The 24,034-nt window shown below is 34.0% G+C and carries 24 protein-coding genes; 15 read left to right on the top strand and 9 right to left on the bottom strand.

Going from position 1 to position 24,034, the window contains the following annotated elements; genetic code table 11:
• Positions 1-82: 82 nt before the first annotated feature.
• The 7 genes from OZP09_RS11900 to OZP09_RS11930 form a co-directional block, all read right to left on the bottom strand.
• Positions 83-1,864, bottom strand: coding sequence for a tetratricopeptide repeat protein (locus OZP09_RS11900; protein ID WP_269233910.1), 1,782 nt, complete (start codon positions 1,862-1,864; stop codon positions 83-85).
• 53 nt (positions 1,865-1,917) lie between these two features.
• Positions 1,918-2,751, bottom strand: a complete 834-nt coding sequence (lgt, locus tag OZP09_RS11905) for a prolipoprotein diacylglyceryl transferase (protein WP_269233911.1) — start codon at positions 2,749-2,751, stop codon at positions 1,918-1,920.
• Between the two features lie 86 nt (positions 2,752-2,837).
• Complete coding sequence (gene serS, locus OZP09_RS11910) at positions 2,838-4,109, bottom strand: serine--tRNA ligase (RefSeq protein WP_269233912.1); 1,272 nt, start codon at positions 4,107-4,109, stop codon at positions 2,838-2,840.
• A 188-nt stretch (positions 4,110-4,297) separates the two neighbouring features.
• Positions 4,298-5,218: a hypothetical protein gene (locus tag OZP09_RS11915; protein ID WP_269233914.1), complete on the bottom strand. Its 921-nt coding sequence runs from the start codon at positions 5,216-5,218 to the stop codon at positions 4,298-4,300.
• A gap of 91 nt (positions 5,219-5,309) precedes the next feature.
• Positions 5,310-6,863 carry a patatin-like phospholipase domain-containing protein gene (locus tag OZP09_RS11920; RefSeq protein WP_269233915.1) on the bottom strand — a complete coding sequence of 518 codons (1,554 nt, stop codon included), beginning with the start codon at positions 6,861-6,863 and terminating at the stop codon, positions 5,310-5,312.
• An 84-nt stretch (positions 6,864-6,947) separates the two neighbouring features.
• On the bottom strand, positions 6,948-7,490 hold the full coding sequence (locus OZP09_RS11925; RefSeq protein WP_269233916.1) for a DMP19 family protein: 543 nt from the start codon (positions 7,488-7,490) through the stop codon (positions 6,948-6,950).
• A gap of 68 nt (positions 7,491-7,558) precedes the next feature.
• Positions 7,559-7,726 carry a hypothetical protein gene (locus OZP09_RS11930; protein ID WP_269233917.1) on the bottom strand — a complete coding sequence of 56 codons (168 nt, stop codon included), beginning with the start codon at positions 7,724-7,726 and terminating at the stop codon, positions 7,559-7,561.
• Positions 7,727-7,952: 226 nt separating this feature from the next.
• On the opposite strand from OZP09_RS11930, the gene OZP09_RS11935 reads away from it, so the two are divergent.
• From OZP09_RS11935 to OZP09_RS11950, 4 genes are all read left to right on the top strand, one after another.
• A complete protein-coding gene (locus tag OZP09_RS11935; RefSeq protein WP_281309444.1) occupies positions 7,953-9,131 on the top strand; it encodes a hypothetical protein in 1,179 nt (392 codons plus the stop codon).
• Between the two features lie 47 nt (positions 9,132-9,178).
• Positions 9,179-9,673 carry a TlpA family protein disulfide reductase gene (locus OZP09_RS11940; RefSeq protein WP_269233920.1) on the top strand — a complete coding sequence of 165 codons (495 nt, stop codon included), beginning with the start codon at positions 9,179-9,181 and terminating at the stop codon, positions 9,671-9,673.
• Positions 9,670-10,227 (top strand): YdeI/OmpD-associated family protein, encoded by a 558-nt coding sequence (locus OZP09_RS11945; RefSeq protein ID WP_269233921.1) that lies wholly within the window; start codon positions 9,670-9,672, stop codon positions 10,225-10,227. Before OZP09_RS11940 ends, OZP09_RS11945 begins: the two co-directional genes overlap by 4 nt.
• 76 nt (positions 10,228-10,303) lie before the next feature.
• On the top strand, positions 10,304-11,206 hold the full coding sequence (locus OZP09_RS11950; protein ID WP_269233922.1) for a PhzF family phenazine biosynthesis protein: 903 nt from the start codon (positions 10,304-10,306) through the stop codon (positions 11,204-11,206).
• A gap of 50 nt (positions 11,207-11,256) precedes the next feature.
• Here the strand turns inward: OZP09_RS11950 and OZP09_RS11955 are convergent, their stop codons facing one another.
• Positions 11,257-11,484, bottom strand: coding sequence for a CDGSH iron-sulfur domain-containing protein (locus OZP09_RS11955; protein WP_073485872.1), 228 nt, complete (start codon positions 11,482-11,484; stop codon positions 11,257-11,259).
• A gap of 245 nt (positions 11,485-11,729) precedes the next feature.
• On the opposite strand from OZP09_RS11955, the gene OZP09_RS11960 reads away from it, so the two are divergent.
• From OZP09_RS11960 to OZP09_RS12010, 11 genes are all read left to right on the top strand, one after another.
• Positions 11,730-12,617, top strand: coding sequence for a 3-keto-disaccharide hydrolase (locus OZP09_RS11960; protein ID WP_269233923.1), 888 nt, complete (start codon positions 11,730-11,732; stop codon positions 12,615-12,617).
• 135 nt (positions 12,618-12,752) lie between these two features.
• Positions 12,753-14,888: a methionine--tRNA ligase gene (metG, locus tag OZP09_RS11965; RefSeq protein WP_269233924.1), complete on the top strand. Its 2,136-nt coding sequence runs from the start codon at positions 12,753-12,755 to the stop codon at positions 14,886-14,888.
• 134 nt (positions 14,889-15,022) lie between these two features.
• On the top strand, positions 15,023-16,444 hold the full coding sequence (locus tag OZP09_RS11970) for a hypothetical protein (protein WP_281309445.1): 1,422 nt from the start codon (positions 15,023-15,025) through the stop codon (positions 16,442-16,444).
• Between the two features lie 90 nt (positions 16,445-16,534).
• Positions 16,535-17,965: a hypothetical protein gene (locus OZP09_RS11975; protein ID WP_269233927.1), complete on the top strand. Its 1,431-nt coding sequence runs from the start codon at positions 16,535-16,537 to the stop codon at positions 17,963-17,965.
• Positions 17,966-18,051: 86 nt separating this feature from the next.
• Positions 18,052-18,939, top strand: a complete 888-nt coding sequence (locus OZP09_RS11980; protein WP_281309446.1) for a DMT family transporter — start codon at positions 18,052-18,054, stop codon at positions 18,937-18,939.
• 127 nt (positions 18,940-19,066) lie between these two features.
• Positions 19,067-19,774 carry an HAD family hydrolase gene (locus OZP09_RS11985; RefSeq protein WP_269233929.1) on the top strand — a complete coding sequence of 236 codons (708 nt, stop codon included), beginning with the start codon at positions 19,067-19,069 and terminating at the stop codon, positions 19,772-19,774.
• The gene (locus OZP09_RS11990; RefSeq protein WP_281309447.1) at positions 19,774-20,403 is read left to right on the top strand and encodes a chloramphenicol acetyltransferase; all 630 of its coding nucleotides are present in this window, start codon (positions 19,774-19,776) and stop codon (positions 20,401-20,403) included. The genes OZP09_RS11985 and OZP09_RS11990 overlap by 1 nt, the downstream gene beginning before the upstream one ends.
• 95 nt (positions 20,404-20,498) lie before the next feature.
• A complete protein-coding gene (locus tag OZP09_RS11995; RefSeq protein ID WP_281309448.1) occupies positions 20,499-21,932 on the top strand; it encodes a hypothetical protein in 1,434 nt (477 codons plus the stop codon).
• Positions 21,933-22,011: 79 nt separating this feature from the next.
• Positions 22,012-22,530 (top strand): ferritin, encoded by a 519-nt coding sequence (locus tag OZP09_RS12000; protein ID WP_269233932.1) that lies wholly within the window; start codon positions 22,012-22,014, stop codon positions 22,528-22,530.
• 78 nt (positions 22,531-22,608) lie between these two features.
• A complete protein-coding gene (locus OZP09_RS12005; protein ID WP_281309449.1) occupies positions 22,609-22,794 on the top strand; it encodes a hypothetical protein in 186 nt (61 codons plus the stop codon).
• Between the two features lie 89 nt (positions 22,795-22,883).
• Positions 22,884-23,576, top strand: a complete 693-nt coding sequence (locus OZP09_RS12010; RefSeq protein ID WP_269233933.1) for a DUF2461 domain-containing protein — start codon at positions 22,884-22,886, stop codon at positions 23,574-23,576.
• 67 nt (positions 23,577-23,643) lie between these two features.
• Here OZP09_RS12010 and OZP09_RS12015 read toward each other — a convergent pair whose 3' ends face one another.
• Positions 23,644-23,967: a single-stranded DNA-binding protein gene (locus OZP09_RS12015; protein ID WP_269233935.1), complete on the bottom strand. Its 324-nt coding sequence runs from the start codon at positions 23,965-23,967 to the stop codon at positions 23,644-23,646.
• Positions 23,968-24,034: the final 67 nt, after the last annotated feature.

Consider the following 24,034-nt stretch of genomic DNA (forward strand, 5'->3'; position numbering starts at 1 on the left):
TTTTTTAGATTGTTCGATTGTTAGACTTCTTAGATTTTTAGACTTGTAATGATCTAATCTTCTAATGATCCAAAAATCTATTTTATAAATTTTTGTCCCCTCTTAACTCACGGTATTTTTTCCTCGCATCAACAAAGTAAATACTGTCCTGATGATTAAAAATTACCTTCTCATACAAAGGTTTTGCCTTTTCTGTTTCTTTCAGTTCATCGTTGTAAATTTCTGCAGCAAAGAACAGTGCTTCGTCTACATAAATTCCATCGCTATGATGGTCAATCACTTGGTGGTATTGGCTTAAAGCCGAATTATAATCTTTCAGACTTTCATAGATTTTCCCTAAACGCAACATTGTTACAGCTTCGATTTCCTGGCCTTTAAACGATTTCAGAATGTTTTGAAACTGTACAATTGCTTCCTGTTTTTTATTCTGATAAAGTAGAAAATCACCCTTTGCAAATTGCTTCAAAGCAGTTTGTGTCGAATCGGCAACTGTGTTGTCATTGATCAGTAAAAAATATTCCAGGGCATCATTGGCGATTAATTGTGTATTGGCCGATTTCAATTCTTTAAATTGTTTTAAAGCCCACTCAAAATCAGTTTTAAAATAACTTGTTTTGGCTGCTTTTAAACTTGCTTCGTGCGACATGACATCATTTTTTAAATCCAGCTGAATTTGCGAATAGTAAATCAGTGCCTGATTAAACTTTTCTTCCAAAAGCAAAATATCTCCCAGTTCCATTTTCGCATCGGCTTTCTGATATTCATTTAAATTGAGTTCTAAAGCTTTTTTTATGACTGCCTTGCCTTCTTCAGTCTTTTTTAGATTGAAAGCCAGAAAATGCGCCTGAATTATTTGCAAAGATAAGGTAAAAGGACTTACGCCATAAGTTGTAAGCAAATGTTCTAACTCTGTAGTGATGGCTGGGTAATCTGTTTCAACTGCTTTATCAATTTTAATCTGCATCAGACTCGCATTCGTACGGATCAGCAAATCCTGATCTTTTGTATTCTGCAGAATAAAATTTAAAATTTCTGCCGCTGTTTCAGTATCATCTTCATTTAGTGCAAACTGACTTAAATTTACAATGCTCATTAAAGATTCCGGCTCACGTTTGTAAATCGCCTTTTCCTGAATAAAAGCTTTTCCGAATTCTTTTTGCTGCACATAAAACCAGCTCAGATAATGATTCCAGAATACATCCTGATCTTGTTGTGTTTTCAGGATTAAAGCTTTCCGCATCGCATCCTTAAAAGCAGTATTATCAGTTTCACCGTTCATGAAACGCGATAATTGTGTCTGAATCAGATTCGTATTCTGTGGATTTTTAAAAGATTCAGTCAACAAAAGATCAATCATCAGATCTGTTTTTCCCAGCTGACCGTACAACATTCCAATCTGAAAATTAAAATTGTAATTCGGCTGTACCTGCATTGCAGTTTGATAGGCTTTTAAAGCATACTCCAATAAAACTTTTTTCTCGAAAGAATTGCCGACTCCATAAACATCATTAGAATTCGTTTTGATTTTTTCAATCGCCTGGTCGTAGTAATTTTTGGCTTTTGATTCGTTTTTCTGCAATTGAAAATTATACCCCAATTCTACTAAAAAAACACCTTGTTTGTAACGATTATACCGCTCCTGAATCATTTTTTCAGCATTAGCAAATTGCTGCAATTGCTGATACGATTCAACTGTTCTTAAAAAATACTGTGTATTAGATGGTGAAGCATTTAAAAGCTGTTCATAACTGATTTTTGCTTTTTCGAAATCGCCTTTATCGTAATAATACTGAGCGAGCTGCTCATTTTGAGCAAAAGCAAAACCAGAACATAATAAAACGATATAAAAGAATATTTTATTCATATTTTTCAGCTTTAAAAATAAAGTTTAAATCGCAGTTTAGAAAACCGAAAATGTTATGAAAATTTGATATTTTCTTTTTCTTTTGATTTCCAGAATATCAGGACCAAACCAATCAAAATAAATGGAATACTTAAAATCTGGCCCATATTAATCAGCATATTTTTCTCGAAAGATTCTTGATTTTCTTTGAAAAACTCAATGATAAAACGAGCTGAGAATAATAAAGTTAAGAAACTTCCAAAGATTAATCCCTGTCTGCTCCTAATTTTTTCGACTTTGTACATATAAAACAAAATTCCAAAAATTAATAAATACGAAAATGCCTCATACAATTGTGTTGGATGCCTCGGAATCAAATCATCTCTTTGAAAAACTACGCCCCAGTTTCCATTAGTTGGTTTTCCATAGATTTCTGAGTTCATAAAATTGCCCATTCTAATAAAAGCGCCTGTTACAGGAACTGCAACTGCCATTTTATCTAAAAGTCCTAAAAATTGTACTTTGTATTTTCGACAGTATAAAATCATCGCCGTAATAACACCAATTGAACCTCCGTGACTTGCCAGGCCCTGATATCCCACAAATTGATAAACTCCCTTTATTTTTTGAATTGGTAAAAGAATTTCTATGGGATATTTGAAGAAATAATCAGGTTCATAAAAGAAGCAATGTCCCAGTCTTGCCCCTAAAACGGTTCCAACAATTACATAAATAAGTAAACTGTCAAGATTATCTAAGGAAAGATTTTCATTTTTATAGATATTTCTAACGATGTAAAACCCCAAAAGAAGTCCGCAGGCAAAAAGTGCTCCATAATATTTTAAAGGAAAACTATCTGTGATCCAAACAATAACCGGATCTACATTCCAATTTAATACTCCACTCATCCTACTCTGTTTTAGTGGTTCCTCAAAATTAAGAAACCTAACAGATTTTAGAACCTGTTAGGTTTTATCCTAAAATTAACTTTAAATTAATTTATAATATCAAATCCGCAGTATGGCCTTAAAACCTCAGGTATTACAATTCCTTCCGGTGTTTGGTAATTTTCTAAAATTCCGGCCAGTACTCTTGGCAAAGCCAATGAACTTCCGTTAAGTGTGTGAGCCAGCTGGTTTTTTCCGTCTTTGTCTTTGAAACGCAATTTCAGGCGGTTTGCCTGAAAGGTTTCGAAATTAGAAACAGAACTAATTTCTAACCAACGGTCCTGAGCCGTTGAAAACACTTCAAAATCATATGTCAATGCTGAAGTGAAACCCATATCGCCTCCACAAAGACGCAGAATTCTGTATGGTAATTTCAATTCCTGCAAAATGTTTTTTACGTGCTCAACCATTCCGTCAAGAGCTTCATAAGATTTATCAGGATGTTCAACACGTACGATCTCTACCTTATCAAATTGGTGTAAACGGTTTAATCCTCGTACGTGTGCTCCGTATGAACCTGCTTCACGACGGAAACATGGTGTATAAGCCGTGTGAAGAATTGGAAGATCACTTTCGTTTAAGATTACATCACGGAACAAATTCGTAACCGGAACCTCAGCAGTCGGAATCAAATATAAATCGTCAACAGTTGCATGGTACATCTGCCCTTCTTTATCCGGTAACTGTCCTGTTCCGTAACCAGAGGCTTCGTTTACTAAATGCGGCACCTGAACTTCGTTGTAACCTGCAGCCGTATTTTTATCTAAAAAATAATTGATCAGGGCACGCTGTAAACGGGCACCTTTTCCTTTGTAAACGGGAAAACCTGCTCCGGTAATTTTTACACCCAATTCAAAATCGATGATATCATATTTTTTTACCAGTTCCCAGTGTGGCTGTGCACCTTCATGTAAAACCGGAATATCTCCTTCTTCAAAAACATTCAAATTGTCATCCGGCGTTTTTCCTTCAGGAACGATATCAGCCGGAAGATTTGGCAAAGTGTATAATTTATTGGTCAGTTCAGCTGCTAAAGCTTCTGCTTTTTCGCCCAGTTCTTTGCTTTTTTCTTTTAATGAAACCGTTTTTTCTTTTAAGATTGCCGCTTTGGCTTTCTCACCGGCTTTCATTAACTCGCCTATGTCTTTGGACAATTTATTAGATTCAGATAAAGTGTTGTCTAATTCTACCTGAGCAGCACGACGGTTTTCGTCTAGTTGCACCACTTCTTCCACAACGCTTTTAGCATCGATATTTCGTTTTGCTAAAGCCCTGATTACTTTCTCCTGATTTTCTCTAATAAATGCGATTTGTAACATAGCTTGGTTTTTATAACTATTGTATTTTTTATAACGGAAGCAAATTTAAGGAAATGTTTCCTAAGATTACGACAAAGTTTTAGCGGAAAGAATGTATTTTAAAGGATGTTTCGCAAAGTTGCACGAAGGTCACGCAAAGATTCGCGAAGTTTTTTTGTTAAGGAACTAAAATTTAGAAATTCAAATCTTTAATCATAATCCAGAAATCTATATCGGTCATCTTTCTTAAACACATAAATCTGACCGTTATATTTTAGTCTTTCGGATTCTTTTTTTGTCTTGATAGTAGATTTTTCAGCGGTACCAGTATCCTCATCAGCCTCTACAGCGACTTCATATAAAAAGTTCTTTGAAACTATTAAATCCTGAAAACCGTTTGTTTCTTCATCAGAAACTATTAAACCTGTTTCTAAAGTTTCCAATTCAAAAGAGCCTCCGCCGTTTGAATCGCCTTGTGTTTTCCGGATAGGATATTCGTATAACAATTTTTTAATTTTATTGTTTACCAATACAAGAATCGTAAATTTTTGCTGGGAATATAAGTTTACACGGCCTCCTGAAGCTTCCTCAGTATAAAATGCAACTCCGGTTGTGTTTTCGTTTAACTGAATCAAATCTTTGAGAATATACGTTTTCGAAAACTGCATTGCTTCATTTTCATTATAGCTCAGATTAGAATCTGTTTCCTGAGCAATGATTTTTCCGTCTGCTTTATTGACAAAAAGGTATTTTCTTTCGAGATAATCTCCCAAATCATATTCTTCTGTTTCCTGACCGTTTTCCTCCGTATCAACCACATAAGTGATGACAAAAAAGGCTATCTCATCATTATAACTAACAGAAGTTGTTTCGCTGATTCGTAAATCAGAATATTTGATATTTAGATTGATGGCTGCTTTTTTTAAGAGGTTCAAATCCAGTTCTTCAGACAGCAATATGCTTTCATTGTCTTTAAAAACAAGCTTTTCGACTGGTTTTGGTTTTACATTTTCAGACTGCACATCTGCTGCCAGATTGGCCTTTTCATCAATGGCTTTGTTTTTATTTTTTTCGCAGAAACTTAAAAATAAAAAAGTGCCAATGAGAATTAAGCAGGTTTTGATTTTCATCGTTGTTGATTTTAGAATTAGGGCTTCCAAATATATAATTTTCTTACAACATCATTAAAAAATAAATTTGGCAAACATCTTTATTCAGCAACTACTTATTTTCAGTCAGCAAATTTTTCAATTCTTTGGCTTTCAAAAAAGTGGCAAGACGTCCGGACAACAAGAGCATTTCTCTTTCTTCCGGTGTTATTTTTAGTTTGGTTTCAACATGGGAAGCAAATTCATATAAGATCAGAATGTTGGCTGCCGTCAATTCGTTAAACTTGTTATGAGTAAGTGTGGCCAGGATTATTTCGCCGTCTTTGTCTCGTGTAAAACTGAGTTCACCGAATTGATTTATTAAATCCTGTTTGAACTTTTCATAAAATTTCAGCCAATTACTGTAATCATCATCAGCATTTTTTAGTTCAGCCATAATTTTTTGATATGATTCATCTTTTTTCATTTTCAGCAAATGGTCTCGGAGAGTGGTAAAACCAATTATTTCATAATTTGAAACAGGTATTTTATATCTCTCAAAAGCATTTTCAATATCCCTGTCAAAAGTCATATATCGGGTCTGAACCGTATATAAAGAAGTTGTTTCGAGCAATGAAATCAACTTGATTTTTTCGTCAGTTATGTAAGGCTCTTTTTTTCCCTGCCCCAGGCAATCAATAAATAGTGCTTTTTTGTTTTTATCATTTACCTTACTATCACTATGAAGGAGTTCCAGTAATGTTTTATACCCCGTATTATCTGAAGCACCTCCATCAATAATACACAAAATCTTATTCTGTCCTTTGATGCCGAATTTCGTTTTTGGAAGCACGCCCGGAAAAGCAGAACTCGCCGTTATTCCATAAGTAAGCGGAAACTCGTAACCATCGTTTACCTCATTTTCGTCTAAGCAAACCGTAGCTTTATTTGGAGCCAGGGACGAATTTATATTGAGTCCTCTTATAACATGAGGCATAAATGCAATCCGTTCTCCGTTATTATAGGCTGTTCCGTTGGCAACCATCATTGGTAAATAAGGGGCTTTGCTGCTTTCTTTCGGAACAAAAAAATCAGACAAAAGCATCTGGGTTTTGCATTTATCAGGATTGTCAGGATTTGTGCAGTCATATTGCAAAACCTCGAGATCCAGTTGCTGGCTCATGGATATTTTATCGCCTTTTTCGTTTTTGCTATTGTTGAGCAGGGATAAAATACTAGCCGATTTATTTACATAATCCTTGTAAGCACCGGCTTTGGAAAAATAAAATTCATTAAAAGACTGGTGCCCCTGATACAGTTTATTTTTCAGGATCGTTAAATAATAACCCGCCGAATAACAACCACCTGAAACCGTTGAGAAATAATCGATTTCGTTTAAAAAATTACGTTGAGAATTCTCTTCTTTAATTTCTTCTAATCCTAAAAGCACACCCATACTAAAAAATTGTGCCCTTGAACCTCCGCCGGAAATCGCAACTCCTAAAGCAATGTTGGGATTTTGAAACTTTTTATCACGTTCCTGAACCGATTTATACTCATTTAAAGAAACAGACGGAATCGAATTGTAATTAATCTCTGAAAAAAGACTGATTTTATTTTGAGAAAAACCTAACCGAAAGCTAAAAAACCATACAATCAGGAAAATCGTGGAATATGAGTATTTCATTTTGGCTTTTAATAACTAATTCACTGATAGCGAATTTACAAGAAAGTTGAATACAATAAAAATAACCCTAATCGAAATATACAATTAAGAACGCTTAATCTCATGTCCTGTAAATTCTTCCAGCACAGCAAACATATCGTCTACAGAAAGAACTTCAAAATCCGGATGGCTTTTTAAGAAATTTGCATTGAGTTCAGTTAGGTTTTCATCAAATTCGAAAAATGCATTGTTATTGAGCAAATCCCTTGTTGGATTAACCCCTTCAAACTTACCGTTCAAGAATTTACCGATTTTCACACTGCTCAGTAATTTAACCCTTTTTGCCTGTGCCTGAAATAATTCTAAATGTTTTTCGGCTCCAATAAGCGCAAGACCTTCTTCGATAAGTTCATTCAGTTCTTTATTCCAGCGGGAATCATATACAAATTTAGCAAAGTTCCCTTCCGTATATTTTGAAGTGTAATAATCCAGGTAATAACTTAGCAACGCATCTTCATGAATAAACTCGTCATCAACACCTTCTTCGCGCATTAAATTGATTACCGAAATATTAGAATTAATTATATCCTGCGGATTACCAGCGTTAATTGCCGTTTCTGAAACTATTATTCTGCCGAATTCTTCCATTTTAATTGTGTTTAAGGATTGTTTGCAAAGTTGGGTTAAAATAAAACTGGAGAGAAATATATTTTGGTCTATATGTTTTCCCCTTCATTACTCATTTCGTTATTCATTTTGGCAACCAGGGCTTTCAAACGTAAGGCTCGTTCTTTTTTCTCCTCCTGAAGTTTAGCTTTTTTGCGGTTTAGCAGTTTAGTATGCAGCGCCTTGTTTTTAGTGTTTTTTTCAGGTCCTTTAGCCATGATACAAATGTTTTTGCAAATTTCGCGTAAATAATGATACGATTGGTAATATATTTGGGCGTTTCCCTCCGGGCCGGGCTTTCGGCTTTATCTTTTGCATTGCTTCGCCTGCAAAAGGATACCGCCCTCTATCCCTAACGCAGTTTCGTTTTCATAAGCAAATATCATTTTGTGAGATTATTTTGAAACAAAAAAAAGAGTATTTTTAGCATAAATCAGAAAAAATATGACGGTAAAAGAATTTGAAAATCAATTAAAAGAATCTTTAATAAACTATTATGAGTTTACACGTAAAAATATTTTTAACAACAACATCAAATCTATAAATCAGCTAACTTACAATTCCCAAATTAGAATCGGAGAAACCAACGAGCACTTTATTGTTGAATTATTAGGAGCTAAAAACTTCTACCCTGAAATCGGAATTTCGTTAAGTACAAGAGCTGTTGAAACCGTAATTTCAATTAATCATTTTATTCTCGGGTCGAAAAAAAACTTTGATAATGATATGGCAGTTTTAGATTTTTCAGGAAGTTTTTGCAATATAACAGGAATACATCTTTCTTCCGCAAAGGATATTAAAGAGACGGAATCAAGAATTGGAATTAAAATAATTAAAGATGGAATTAGAAAAGAAAAATCAACTATCCCTCTGAAATTTGATAAAAACTCTAATAATTCAATAATGCAAGAAGTAGATCTGCTACGAACAGAATCTTCAAGAATTTATTACAGGTACATTAAAACATTAATAATAGTTGAAAAATCATATACATTAATAAATTTTAAAAACTGGTTAGAAAATAAAATCAAAGAGAAATGGGATTTAAATCATTTTATTGGCATTAACCATAATAGTAACCACAATACTCTATCAAAAAGTTTATTCAGTCTTTCTGAACAAAATATTTCTGAACGAATTATAGATAAATTTATAAGTGACCATGTTGAACAATTTGCAACATCAATGGGATATAAACGTGCATTACCACAAATAAAACTTAAATGGAAAGATAAAAATGATAAAGATCCTTCCGAAAGTATTCCAGATTATATTGTGGAATCAAAAGACGGTTATTACCATATTATAGATTTAAAAAAAGGTTTTTTAGGAAAGGATCTTGTGAAGGGTAAAATTGGAAGAAAGCGCTTCATAGATTATGTATGTGAACTAATTGCACAATTAAAAAACTACGAAAGATATTTTGACAAGCAAGCAAATAGAGATTATGCAAAATCTAAATACGGGATTGAAGTAAATAACAACATTAAATTGATTGGAATTGTCGGTAATTATTATGAATATAACGAAGAAGAAGTTGCTCAGGTATTGGATCAATACGATGAAAAAATATCAATTATAAGTTATTTTGATTTAGCTTCCTTGATTAACAATATGAAATAACAGAATTAAAAAAATATTATTAAAGCAAAAATATAACCACAAAACCCATGAAAAAAACGATACTAATATTAACCAGTTTATTGGTCTTAAACGCTTTTTCACAACAAAAAAGACTTTGGGCAAAATCAGTAATCAATCAAAAAGCACCTAAACTGACTGTTGAAAAATGGCTTTCGGACAAACCAGAAATAAAAGGAAAATTTGTACTAATCGATTTCTGGGCAACATGGTGCGGCCCGTGTAAAAGAGCCATTCCTGAATTAAACCGTTTTAAAACAGAATTTCAAAATGATTTGGTCGTTATTGGCATCAGTGACGAAACAAAAGAAATTGTAAACAGCCTTACCACTCCCAAAATTGAATATTTTAGTGCCATTGACACAGGACGAACTATGTATGATTCTCTGGAAATACAGGGTATTCCGCATTGTATTTTGATCGATCCGGACGGAATTGTCCGTTGGGAAGGTTATCCAATACTAACCGGTTTTGAATTAACTTCAGAAGTAATAACAGATATTATTACCCGATATAAAAAATGAAACCAACTTTCTTCGCAACTCCTGAGCAATTCCGATTTTGGCTCGAAAACCATCATCAAACTGAAACCGAATTGTTAGTTGGTTTTTATAAAGTGAATACTAAAAAACCATCCATGTCCTGGTCAGAATCTGTAGATCAGGCTCTTTGTTTTGGCTGGATCGACGGCATCCGGAAAACTATCGACGAAGAAAGTTATTCGATTCGGTTTACACCAAGAAAAAAATCGAGTATCTGGAGTGTTATCAATATTAAAAAAGTCGAACAGCTCACAAAAGCCGGATTAATGACCGAAGCAGGGAAAAAAGCTTTCGAATTAAAATCTGAAGAAAGATCCGGAATTTATTCACATGAAAGAGAAGCTTATATTCTCGACCCTGAATTAGAAAAACTGTTCAAAGCCAATAAACCTGCCTGGGATTTCTTTGAAAAACAAGCTCCATCTTACAAAAGAGTAGTCATTCATTTAATTATGAGTGCCAAACAGCAAAAAACCAGACTTTCGAGACTTGAAAAGGCGATAACGGCAAGTGCAGAGCGCAAACGAATTTTATAAAAAAAACTTAAAAAAACCTGTCGTCAGCAAACAAATAGTAACTTTATTCACTGTAAAAGTTTCATAAAAGATAACAATGGAAAAAAGAAAAGCCCTTGAATACTATGTTTTAGACGTATTCTCAAACGAAAGTTATAAAGGAAATCCTCTTTCTGTTGTTTTTACTGATGGAAATTTAGACCTTCAAACTTATAAGGATATTTCTAAAGAATTTGGTTATTCTGAAACTTCTTTCGTTTATTATTCAAAAGAGCAAAAAGCATTAAATGTTCGTTCGTTTACCCCAACCGGAATCGAAATAGATGGTGCAGGACATAATTTGCTTGGAGCAGTTTGTGGTGCTTTACTTAAAAGAATGTCAATATTTGAGGAACAATCAGAAAACAACCGATTTGTAATCATGAAACATTCCCGGATTCCGTTAACGGTACATTTCGATTCAGTTACCTATGATCCTGTTGTACAAATGCATCAAAAACCGGCTGTTGTCAAAGAAGAAATTCCTACTTATAAATTAGCTGTCGCACTTGGTTTAAAAATCGAAGATTTAGACAGCAACGATTTCGTACCGACGATTGTAAAAACAGAAGTCGCTCACATCATGGTTCCGATAAAAAACAGTCCGATTTTAAACAGCATTGTTCCGGACCACAAACTTTTAATCGAGATTTCGAAAGAATACCAATCCGAAGGATTTTATTGCTTTACTATTTCAAATCAAAATGAAGGCAACATTGCGGAAGCCAGATTCTTCAATCCCGTAATCGGAATTTATGAGGATCCCGCTACGGGAACTGCAGCCGGACCACTAATTGGTTTTTTGACTTCTAAAAAACAGGCAAAACTAAATACCGAATATAAAATTCTACAGGGTGTTAAGCTAAATCAGCCTTCCATAATTGAAGTAATGAATCGCGAAAATGATATTTTGGTGGGCGGTTCTTCGATTATTACGATGAAAGGGGAACTTTATATATAAAAAAAGCGACATTTAAAGATGTCGCTTTTTTTATGTCCATGAATAATTTCTTAATTCGTTTTCATCGGAGGCAAATCAAACGCTACAGAATCATGTTCGAAGTTGTTTCTGTGTCCGCCATCGCAAAATGGTTTATTATTTGATAATCCGCAACGGCAAAGACCAAGTGCTGATCTTCCCTGCAATCCGTAAAGAGTTCCTTCCGGATCCATAATTTCAAAATCACCTTCAATTTTGATTGATCCGTTTTTATTGATGATAAGTTTTGTCTTGCTCATAAAAATTATTTTTGTTGTTTTTTTGGATGACAAAGATTGCAAAATATTTCCTGAAGATTTTACTTCTAAGATCAGTTTAAACTGGTTCTATTTAAACTATACTTTCAATTTCGACTAAAACCAAGGTTACTGATAATCAAGCTAAAGTGTAGAAATGATATCCGATTTTGAATGCATAACACCACAGCTTTGAGACATTATTTTGTAGATTTGAGAAATCATTTATCTAAACTATCAAACCACTTATGAAAAAATACGCTATTCTAATTGCATTTGCCTTTCTTTTTAGCCTGACCTCTGCCACTACCGAAACAAACTCATTCGAAGAGGGCTGGATCAATTTACTGGACAACAACCTCAGCAAATGGGATATGTATCTAAGTTACAAACACAAGAACGGATATTCGGGAAAAGTCCCAACAGATGCTAATGGAAACGAAATACCGCCTATTGGCTACAATAAAAATATCAACAATATGTTTACCGTAATTCAGGAAAACAAAGAACCCGTCCTTAAAGTTTCTGGGGAATATTATGGTTGTGTTTTTACTAAAGAAAATTTCAAAAATTATCGACTGAAGCTGAAAGTTAAGTTTGGAAGTAAAAAATGGGAACCCAGAACCGAAAAACTCATGGATGCAGGTGTGCTTTATCATTCGCAGGGAAAAGCGGGCGTAGATTACTGGCGTGCCTGGATGTTATCGCAGGAATTCCAAATAATGGAAGGTCATTTTGGCGATTACTGGAACATCGCTAATTCTGCAATTGATATCAAAGCGTATCTTCCGGAAGGATCTATGAATGCTGTTGCCGATGAGGATCAGCCATTTCTTCCGTTTGGGACACATACTGAAAATACCGGGTTTTGCATGCGAAAAATGAGAACTGAAACCCCTAATAACGGCTGGACAGAAATAGAACTGGTTTGTTTTGAAGGAAAAAGTCTTCATATCATTAACGGCAAAGTAGTCATGGTTTTGCAAAATTCCCGTTATTTTGATGGTGAAAAATTTATGCCTTTAACGGAAGGAAAAATACAATTGCAAAGCGAAGCTTGTGAAGTTTACTATAAAAACATCAAAATTAAACCAATAAGCAAAATGCCTGCTGAGTTTGAAAATTACTTCAAATAGATTATTTCTTAGCCCCGATAGAAGTGAAAATCCTTTTGCTTTTTCCTTTAAAAAGCAAAAGATTGCAACGGATAGCGGGAAATAGCTTCAAATAATAATTCTATTGCTTATTTTTGCACTCAATAAAATAGAATCATGATACAGAATCCAAAAAGATATACTATTACAGCAGCATTGCCTTACACCAACGGACCAATCCATATTGGGCATTTGGCGGGGGTTTACGTGCCTGCTGATATTTATTCGAGATACCTTCGCCTGCAGGGAAAAGACGTTGCCTTTATTTGCGGAAGTGATGAACACGGCGTTGCCATTTCGATGAAAGCAAAAAAAGAAGGCGTTACGCCACAGGAAGTTATCGATAAATATGATGGAATTATCAGAAAATCGTTTGCTGATTTCGGGATTTCGTTTGATAATTATTCCAGGACTTCGGCTAAAATCCATCATGATACGGCTCAGGAATTCTTTAGAACTTTGTATGATAATGGTGATTTTATTGAAGAAGTAACTGAACAATTGTACGATGCAAAAGCAGATCAGTTTTTGGCAGATCGGTTTGTAGTAGGTACTTGTCCGAAATGTGACAATCCGGAAGCTTACGGTGATCAGTGCGAAAAATGCGGTTCGAGTTTGAATGCAACCGATCTGATTAATCCGAAATCAACAATAACGGGAGAAACTCCAATTTTGAAATCAACGAAACACTGGTTTTTACCATTGGACCGATATGATGCTTTTTTACGTGAATGGATTTTGGAAGGTCATAAAAATGACTGGAAAACGAACGTGTACGGACAGGTAAAATCATGGATTGATGCCGGATTAGAACCTCGCGCCGTAACGCGCGACCTTGATTGGGGAATTGATGTTCCGGTTGAAGGTGCCGAAGGCAAAAAATTATATGTTTGGTTTGATGCGCCTATAGGATATATTTCTTCTACAAAAGAATGGGCTGCCCGTGAAGGAAAAGACTGGGAACCGTATTGGAAAGACCAGGACACCAAACTGGTTCATTTTATCGGAAAAGACAATATCGTTTTTCACTGTATTATTTTTCCGGCAATGCTTAAAGCAGAAGGAAGCTATATTTTACCAGATAATGTTCCTGCAAATGAATTTTTGAATCTGGAAGGAAATAAGCTTTCTACTTCTAAAAACTGGGCGGTCTGGTTACATGAATATCTAGAAGAGTTTCCGGAAAAACAAGACGTTTTGCGTTATGCCTTAACATCAAACGCTCCTGAAACAAAAGATAACGATTTTACCTGGAAAGATTTTCAGGCGAGAAATAACAATGAATTAGTGGCCATTTTCGGAAACTTCATTAATCGTGTGGTAGTTTTAACCAACAAATATTACGATGGCGTTGTTCCGACCCCAAATGAATTATCTGAAGTTGATGAAAATACTTTGGCTGAATTAAAAGCCTATCCGGCTGTGATTTCAAGTTCGGTTGAGCGTTACAGATTTCGAGAAGCTTTAGGAGAATTGATGAATGTGGCCCGTTTAGGAAACAAATATCTTGCTGATGAGGAGCCATGGAAAGTAATGAAAGATAATCCGGAACGTGTAAAAACCCAAATGTATGTAGCCTTGCAGATTGCTGCTGCTCTGAGCGTTTTGGCCGAACCGTTTTTACCATTTACTGCTGCTAAACTTTCAGGAATTCTTAAATTGGGTGACCTGAAAGAACATTTCGAAGGTTTTAGTAAATTTTTGAAAGAGAATCATCCCGGTGCAACAGACGTTATTCTCGATAAGGTTTTAAACTGGAATGATATTTCAAAACATTCCGATTTATTGCCAGCGGGACACAAAATTGGTGAAGCAGAATTGCTTTTTGCTAAAATCGAAGACGAAGAAATACAAAAACAAATAGATAAATTGGAAGCAACAAAAACCGCTAATCTTGCCGAAAGCAAACAGCCTGAACCTCAAAAAGATTTGATTCAGTTTGAGGATTTCGCTAAAATGGATATCCGTATCGGAACTATTTTGGAAGCAGAAAAAATGCCAAAAGCCAATAAACTTTTAGTGTTAAAAGTAGATACAGGAATTGATGTTCGTACGATTGTGTCCGGAATTGCAGAGAGTTTTTCTCCGGAAGAAATCATCGGAAAACGTGTTTCTGTATTAGCAAACCTTGCTCCAAGAGCATTGCGTGGTGTTGAAAGTCAGGGAATGATCCTGATGACAACAAATGCCGAAGGAAAACTGGTATTTGTAAATCCGGATGCTGATGCACCAAACGGATCGACTGTAAACTAAAGTTTTATACATAAAATGAAATTGCGTGAATCAGTTAGACCTAATTGATTCACGCTTTTCATTTTAAGATCTTAACTTATAATATTTTAAAAAAATACAGTATTCGCAAATTAATAAAATAAAAAAAACAAATCATGAAAAAAACAATTTGTTTGAGCTTTTTACTTCTCATAAATATATCCGCTTTCGCACAGGAAATTATAAATTCGATACCTCTGGAATTGAAAAAAAGTAGTACTGTTTTTCAAATTGCTAATCCCAAAAAAAACGCAGTTACATTGTTTGTGAGAGACTCAGTAAAAATAAAAGCTATCTACCTGAATGAAAAGATGCAAATTACAGACAGCATCACGTCTAAAAGACCTAATATTAAAACGTACACTAATATAATTGGTTATAATAGCAGTAATGGCAATACAAGATTATTCTGGTCCTCTAATAATTATGAAACCATTTTTTCCCAAGTGTTTAATCCTACTAGTCGAGAAAGTCTGCTCAAAGAATGTAAACTGGTTTTAAAAAACGAAAAAGTTATACAAAAATTCAGTCAGGACGAAAACTTTTACATCCTGACAGTTGTAGAAGACAGTGATATCTTCAAACTCTATGTTTTTAACAGCGACGGCAATTACACCGAAAAAACGATTACCACAGAAGGGTTTCACTTTTTTACATTAGACTATAAAAAATCAGATTTATATACGGCTTTTTCCGAAAGTTTGCTGCCTTTTGAGGCGCCTTTCTCTTTACAAAATATTACTGTTGAAAATCAAACATCATTAATAGATGCTGCCAAAAAAAGAAAATGCTATTTGAACGATAAGCAACTTGTAATCACTATTGACACCAACATCGATTTTACCCAGGTGATTCTAATTGACTTACAAAGTTTTACTGCTACCGAAAAGATGATAAAAAAGCAACATTTAGTTGGCGATAGAAAATTTTTAAATTCAAATTCCTTTTATTTTGATAATAAATTATATCAGCTAAAAACCTCATCAGGCATCATTTATTTCACTATAAAAGATTTAGAGGATAACGTTTTAAAAGAATATTTTGCTAATTCAACGAAACCAATTGCCTTTAAAAATTCTGATTTTTTTGAGCAGGGCGGCAGTTTAAGAGGCAAAAGAACTTTGGCAAGCAGTCCGCTGTTTATTCTTAAAGCAAACAGTTTGTCTTTGGGTCTTTCCTGTTATAAGACTGGTGAAAATACATTTATTACTTTTGGAGGTGTATCGGAGTTAAAACAATCAGCCGATCAGACTACAATAAATGAATTTGGGCTCACTGAAGATATCGTATTCAGTACATCAATGGAAGATTTCACATCCAGTTCTAACAGAAGAGTAGTTAAAACCGAAGGATTGTTTGATACTGCAGGAAATCGTATTAAAGGAAAATTACAGCCATTAGCATCTCATAAAATCATTAGTTTTTTTGATAAAAACAATACTATTTCATCACAGATTTTATTCAAATTAGATGATTACTATCTGGGTTATTACGATAGTAAAACAAAAGAATACATCTTTAGAAAATTTGCAGATTAAATATAAATCAAACTCACCCAATTAGGATTAGAGCCATATATTCTTTATCAAAAAAAATATTCGCCAATTAAAATTATCACAACCAAATTTATGAAAAAAACTTTCTTACTTTTTTTAATCCTTACAACTATAAATGTTTTTGCACAGGAAGTTGTAAATTCAACCATTTTGGAACTTAAAAAAAATCGTGATGTTTTTCAAACGGTTAACCATGAAAAAAATACGGTTACCTTATTTATAAGCGACAAAGAAAAAGTAAAAGCCATTAATCTGAATGATAAGATGCAAATTGTTGACAGTATTTCTGCTGAGAGGCCCAATACTAAAACATATACCAATATGATTGGATACAATAGCAGTAATAATGGCACGAGATTATATTGGTCATCAAATAATCACGAGAACATACTTGAGCAACTATACGATTTTAATAATCGCAAAACCACACACAAAGAATACAAACTGATTTTAAAAAATGAAAAGGTTTTACAAAAGTTCAGTGAAAATGAAAACTTTTATATACTAACGGTTTTAAAAAACAGTAATATATTCAAACTCTATGTTTTCAACAATGAAGGTAATTTTACAGAGAAAATGATTCCTGCAGAAAGATTTCATTTTTTAGAATCAGACTATAAAAAATCAGACTTATCAGGTGTTTTTTCTGAAAATTTACCACCTTTCGATCCGCCTTTCTCTTTACAAAATATTACTGCCGAGAACCCAACATCATTAACAGATGCTGCCAAAAAAAGAAAATGCTATTTCAACAACAAACAAATTATAATAACTAATGATAGCAATATCGATTTTACTCAGGTCATTTTAATTGATTTAAAGGATTTTACTGCTACTGAAAAAATGGTAAAAAAACCATATTTAAATGGTGAACGAGCATTTTTAAATTCTAACTCTTTTTATTTTGACAATAAATTATATCAGATAAAAACCTCATCAGATACTTTTCATTTCACGATAAAAGATTTAGACGACAACATAATAAAAGAATATCTTGCCAATTCAACGAATCCGATTGAATTTAAGAATTCCGAAATTTATCAGGAAGGGGGCAGTTTTGGAGGAAAAAGGGTCTTAGAAAACAGTTCTCAGTTTATTAGAAAAACAAATAACCTAAGCTCTGCTCTAAGTTGTTATCATATTGGTCAAAATACCCTAATTACTTTTGGAGGCGTTTCGGCACTTCAGCAATCAACTGGTCAAATATTTGCAGGACAATTTGGTCTCGTTGGTGGAGTAATTGGTGCATTAGCTTTTAACCCTGCAATGGAAAGTTTTAATTCTTACACAAATAGAAAAGTCGTAAAAATTGAAGGATTGTTTGACACAGACGGAAATCATATTAAAGGTGAATTGCAGCCTTTGGCTTTTGACAAAATCAGAACTTTTTTTGATAAAAACAATGATGTATCATCACAGACTTTATTTAAAATGGATGCTTATTACCTCGGATACTATGACAATAAAACAAAAGAATACATCTTTAGAAAATTTGCAGATTAACCAAAAACTCCCGATTTAGCAACTCGGGAGTTTTTTTCTCATAAAACTTTCAAAATACTAATTTTGCATTTCGACTAATAAAAAACATGAAACTCACCAAACCAAGATTGGCCTTAATCTGCGGTATCCTCTGCATTTCTATTTTTCCGATACTGGTAAAACTGAAACTAACGCCCGGATTAATCTCTGCTTTTTACCGGATGTTTTTTGCGGTGACATTGCTTTTGCCGTATGTTCTTTTGAGCAAAAACTTTAAACTGCCAACATTAAAATTTACTCTTTTAGCAGGGTTTTGCGGAATTTTGTTCGCCTCAGATGTTGCAGTTTGGAATATTTCCATTCAGGATTCGAGTGCTACTCAGGCATCTTTATTAACAAATTTATCTCCGGTCTGGGTTGGTGTTGGTTCTTTTTTGTTCCTGAAATCAAAACCTGCGACCAACTTTTGGATTGGAACTGTAGTTTCTTTATTCGGAATGGTGACTTTGGTTGGCTTTGAATTTTTCGTGGAATTGAATTTCAACCAAGCTTTTCTGTTTGCTGTTTTATCCGGGATCTTATATTCAATTTATCTTCTGGTCAGCAAAAATGTACTTTCTGAGATTGATGTTTTAACTTTCATGACAATCAGTTTAATTGCTTCGAGTATTTATTTGGGAATTTTGTGTTATGTTTTAAATGAGCCCTTTACTGGGTTTTCAGATACCGGCTGGTTTGTGTTAGTATTACAGGCTGTAATCTGCCAGTTGTGTGCGTGGCTTTCGGTTAGTTATGCGACACAGCATATGCGTCCTACTAGAGTTTCGCTTAGTTTGCTAAGTCAGGCAGTAATTACTTCAATATTAGCTTGGTTGTTTTTGGAAGAACAAATAACTTTACAAATGGTTTTAGGTGGAATCATTTTACTTTTTGGAATCCGGATTACTTTTTTTGATAAAACAATATCTTTGAAAAGACTGTTTTCCAAAAATTAAAATTCTCAGATTTAGAAAATTAAGCAAATATTCAAAAAAAATTAATAATCTGTGGCAAAAAAATTAGCGAAATTGGTGTTATTCGTGGCAAAAAACCTGAAACCTTAAACTTGAAACAAAAAAATTTATGTTACATAGAAATAAAATCCCTGCTTTAAAAGTAATCGCATTTGATGCCGATGACACTTTGTTTGTTAACGAACCTTACTTCCAGGAAACAGAACATAAATTTTGCGCCCTGATGGAAGATTATCTTTCGCATCAGGGAATCTCGCAGGAGTTATTTAAAATTGAAATAGACAACTTGCCTCTGTACGGCTACGGAATCAAAGGGTATATTTTATCTATGATTGAAGCAGCAATGAAAATTTCTAACAATACCATTCCGGTTGAAGTCATTGAAAAAATCATCCAATACGGAAAAGAACTGCTGGAAAAACCAATCGAACTTTTAGACGGAATCGAAGAAACCCTTCAGGCTTTGCACGGAAAATATAAACTGGTCGTAGCTACAAAAGGCGATTTAAAAGACCAGCACAGCAAATTACACCGTTCAGGACTTGGGCATTATTTTCACCATATCGAAGTAATGTCAGACAAACAGGAAATTGATTATGAAAAATTGCTAGGGCGTTTAGATATTCAGGCGCATGAGTTTTTAATGATCGGAAACTCTTTAAAATCAGATGTATTACCGGTTTTAGGAATTGGCGGATATGCCGTTCACATTCCGTTTCATACCACTTGGGAACATGAAAAAATCAATCACAAGGTAGAACACGAACATTTTAGCTCATTCGAAAAAATAACAGAAGTTGTTCCTAATTTAGTATAATGAAAAACCTTTTAGATTTAGAAAACTGGAATAGAAAAGAGCATTTTGAACATTTCAGTAAAATGGAAGAACCCTTTTTTGGCGTTACTGTCGAAATTGATTGTACAAAAGCTTATCAAACCGCTAAAAACCTAAAAGCTTCTTTTTTTATCTTTTACCTGCATAAAACTCTGGTAGCGGTAAATTCGGTTGAAAATTTTAAATACCGAATTGCTGAAAATCAGATTTACATTCATGATCGTGTAGATGCATCGGCTACTATTGGCCGTAAAGATGGTACTTTTGGGTTTTCATTAATTGAATATAATCCTGATTTTAAGATTTTTGAAAAGAATGCTCATGCAGAAATTGATCGGATCCAAAATACCACCGGACTTTTTACAAGATCGTTTGATGATGATAATGTGATTCACTTTTCGGCAATTCCATGGTTAAATTTTACTTCGATTTCGCACGCACGAAGTTATTCTTATCCAGACAGCTGCCCTAAAATTTCTTTTGGAAAAATGATGACTTCATCAACCGAAAAAAAAACCATGGCAATGTCTGTACATGTTCACCACGGATTAATGGACGGCTTGCATGTAGGTCAGTTTGCTGATCTTTTTCAGGAAGTAATGAACAAATAGCAACAAACTGATAAACAAATATTTGGAATGATTTTTGACCGCAGAAACATATGAAAAAACTGTTACTCCTTCTATGTGTTTTTTATAACACTGTCATGCTAAGTCAGACAGTATTAAATTCTTTTGCCTTAAATTTAAACAGACCTTTAGAAAATGGTCAGGTCCTGAATACTGAAGATGTAAAAACCAATGATATTTATGTTTTTGCAGCCGATGATAAATTCATCAATATTTTAAAATACAATAAATCACTGTTTTTAAAGTACCAGTTTACAGATTCTATAAAACTGGCAGAAAACAGATCTTTAATAGGACATAGTATCAGCGATGACGGAAATCCGCTGCTTTACTGGGCAACCAATAATTTAAGAAACATCAGAATCATTAAATATTTTCCTGAAACCAAAACTTCAAGGGCTTTAAATTTTGATTTGCCTACAACTACTGAATACATTATAACCACTTTCCAAAAAAACAATATGTTTTATATACTGTGTAAGGAAACAAATCAACAGCGTCTGCTACTTTATGAGTTTAATAACGGAAAAGCTGAAGTGAAAATGTTCGATTTATCCGGAATACTGTTTCAGAATGATAAAGGACAAAATTTGGCTTTCAATACCGTTATCCGATATTATCCTATTGAAAAAATGGATCCTGATAGTTTTAATACTTTAGACAAAACAGTTCATAAAACCAAAATGTATATCTCAGAGGGTCATATCTTTTTGAGTTTTGATTACAGCCTGAAAAAAACCCAGGTTTTAGATCTTGACCTGACCACCACAAATATTACCGAGAAAAACTTTATTCAGCCCGTATCTGACAAGGAATCCAGATCCTCTAATTCTTTCATTTACGAAAACAAAATCCTTCAAATCAAAACTTCTAAAGAGGAATTTTTATTCAACATCAAAGATTTTGATTCAGAAAAAACGTTAAAAAGTATCTCTGTTTCAAAAAAAGATTCAATCCATTTTAAAAATTCGCCTTTCTTTCTACAGATAAACGATAAAAAGCCTCAACAAATAAAAACGACCGAGAAATTTTTAAAACAGCTTTCTACATTAAACGCAGGAATAACCGTTTTTAAAAACCACAAAAACACCTCCGTCTCTTTTGGTGGATTTGCAGAATATCAGATTTCAGGTTACGATTACATACAAGGCAACTTATTGGCAGATTTTTTTGATAATGGATATGGCGGTTATTCGGAGTACCAAAGTAAAATGGCCTATTTTGACGCGATGCTTAATCAGGATTTAGAATTTGTAAACAGCAAACAATCAGAACCTTTGGCTATTGATAATGTTTTTTATTATTTAAGTACCAATAAAAATATTTCGCTGCAAAATATTATTAAACTAAAAGAGTATTACATTTTAGGCTATTACGATATGGCTTCAAAACAATACATCATGCGTAAATTTACGGATGGGTTTTATTATGAAGAAAGAAATCCGATCATCAACAGGGCCTTTCTTTCAAAACCTTACCAGTTTGAGGATCTTAAATTTTCTAAGGATTAATCTGAATGTTCTTAGTTTTGGATCTCCCAAAAAATGGTTTTGAATTATTTTCATTAATTTTACAAAAAAGACACGTATTATGCTATCAAAAAATATTGAAACGGCTTTAAATAAGCAAATCCGAATAGAAGCAGAATCTTCACAAACCTACCTCTCGATGGCTTGCTGGGCCGAAGTACACGGATTAGAAGGAATTGCCCAGTTTATGTATACCCAGTCTGATGAAGAACGTGCACACATGCTTAAACTGGTAAAATATGTTAACGAACGTGGCGGACACGCTCAGGTTACTGATCTAAAAGCACCCAGAATTTCCTATTCCACATTTAAAGAGATGTTTGAGGAACTTTACAATCACGAACTTTTTGTTTCACAATCGATCAATGAACTGGTACACATCACTTTTGAAGAGAAAGATTATGCTACACACAATTTCTTACAATGGTATGTTTCTGAACAAATTGAAGAAGAAGCTACAGCTAAATCTATTTTGGACAAAATCAACTTAATTGGTGAAGATAAGGGCGGACTTTACTTGTTTGATCGTGATATTCAGCAGTTAACTGTTACAAGCTCAATTGCTATTAATCCAAAATAAAAAAGTTAAAGTTTATTTAGAATGCATAAGAATAATATTTTCTGTTTATATTTGTCCTGTTTTTAATACAGAGGAAAATTGAGCAAGAAAGAAAAAGACAAGGACAAAAAAAAGGATAAAAAGAAAAAAAAGAATAAAGATATCCTTGATAAACTTAAGAAGATTGAAAACTGTAAATCTTCTTGCTGTGAGAAATATAAAAAAAGTGAAAAGAAACGCTGCTCACGCTGTCCTATGTTTGATTTATTAAAAAAGACTGCTTAGTAATACATATAAAACCCACCAAAGAAATCTGGTGGGTTTTTTAGTTTAAATTGCGGTTCCTTTCTGATTTTAAAGACACTAAAATTTATATGAAAAACCAAATCATAATTCCACAATCTGCTCTTGATTTTTTACAGCTGCTCAAAGAAAACAATAACAAACCCTGGTTTGAAGCACATAAACAGGAATATCTAACCGAATTAAGCCATATTGAAGCTTTTGCAGATGCTTTGTTACAGGAACTTTCTAAAACGGATATCCTGGAAACCAAATCTGGTAAAAAAAGTGTGTATCGAATTTACCGTGATATACGTTTTTCTAAAGACAAAACGCCTTTTAAAACTTTTTGGGGAGGCAGCTATACACGGGCAACTGCGGTCAGACGAGGCGGTTATTATTTTCATCTTGAAAAAGGAAACAGCTTTTTTGCGGGTGGGTTTTGGGGACCGAATGCAGCAGATCTAAAGAGGATTAGAACTGAATTTGCCCAGGATCCGGAAACGTTTCGGAAAATTTTAAATTCAAAATCTTTCATCAGTAATTTTGGGACTTTACAAGGAGAGCAACTCAAGACAAAACCAGCAGGCTTTGGTGTAGATCATCCGGCAATTGACCTCCTCCGTTTCAAACAATTTTTGGTAATCAAACGTTTCACGGATGAAGAAGTCTTGAACGCGCTTTTCTTAGAACAGGCTTTAGACACATTCAAAAACATGAGACCTTTTTTTGATTATATGAGCGAAGTACTGACAACTGATATAAATGGCGCTTCGATATTATAAAATTTGTTTCAAAATAAAACCCGACAGGTTTTTTAAAGCCTGTCGGGTTTAACCAACAATTGAAATCTTATTTGCTGAGCAGTAAGATTTCGTTTACCACAATTTCTGTAACGTAACGTTTCTCTCCGTTTTTATCGTCATAGCTTCTGTGTGTCAGTTTTCCTTCAACGGCGACTTCTTTTCCTTTTACTACATATTTTTCGATAATTTCGGCCGTTTTGCCCCAGGCAGTAACACGATGCCATTCGGTTTGCTCCACTTTTTCACCTTTATCATTAGTGTATTTCTCATTGGTAGCAATACTTAAATGCGCTAATTTTCTTCCGCTGTCTAATGTTTTGATTTCAGGGTCATTACCTACGTTACCGATTAATTGTACTTTGTTTTTCATGGCGTATACTATTTTTTAAAGGTTTATATAAATTGAATCGTTCGTCAAATTCAACGATGCAAAGATG

This window comes from Flavobacterium flavigenum (assembly GCF_027111255.2).
Taxonomy (GTDB): domain Bacteria; phylum Bacteroidota; class Bacteroidia; order Flavobacteriales; family Flavobacteriaceae; genus Flavobacterium; species Flavobacterium flavigenum.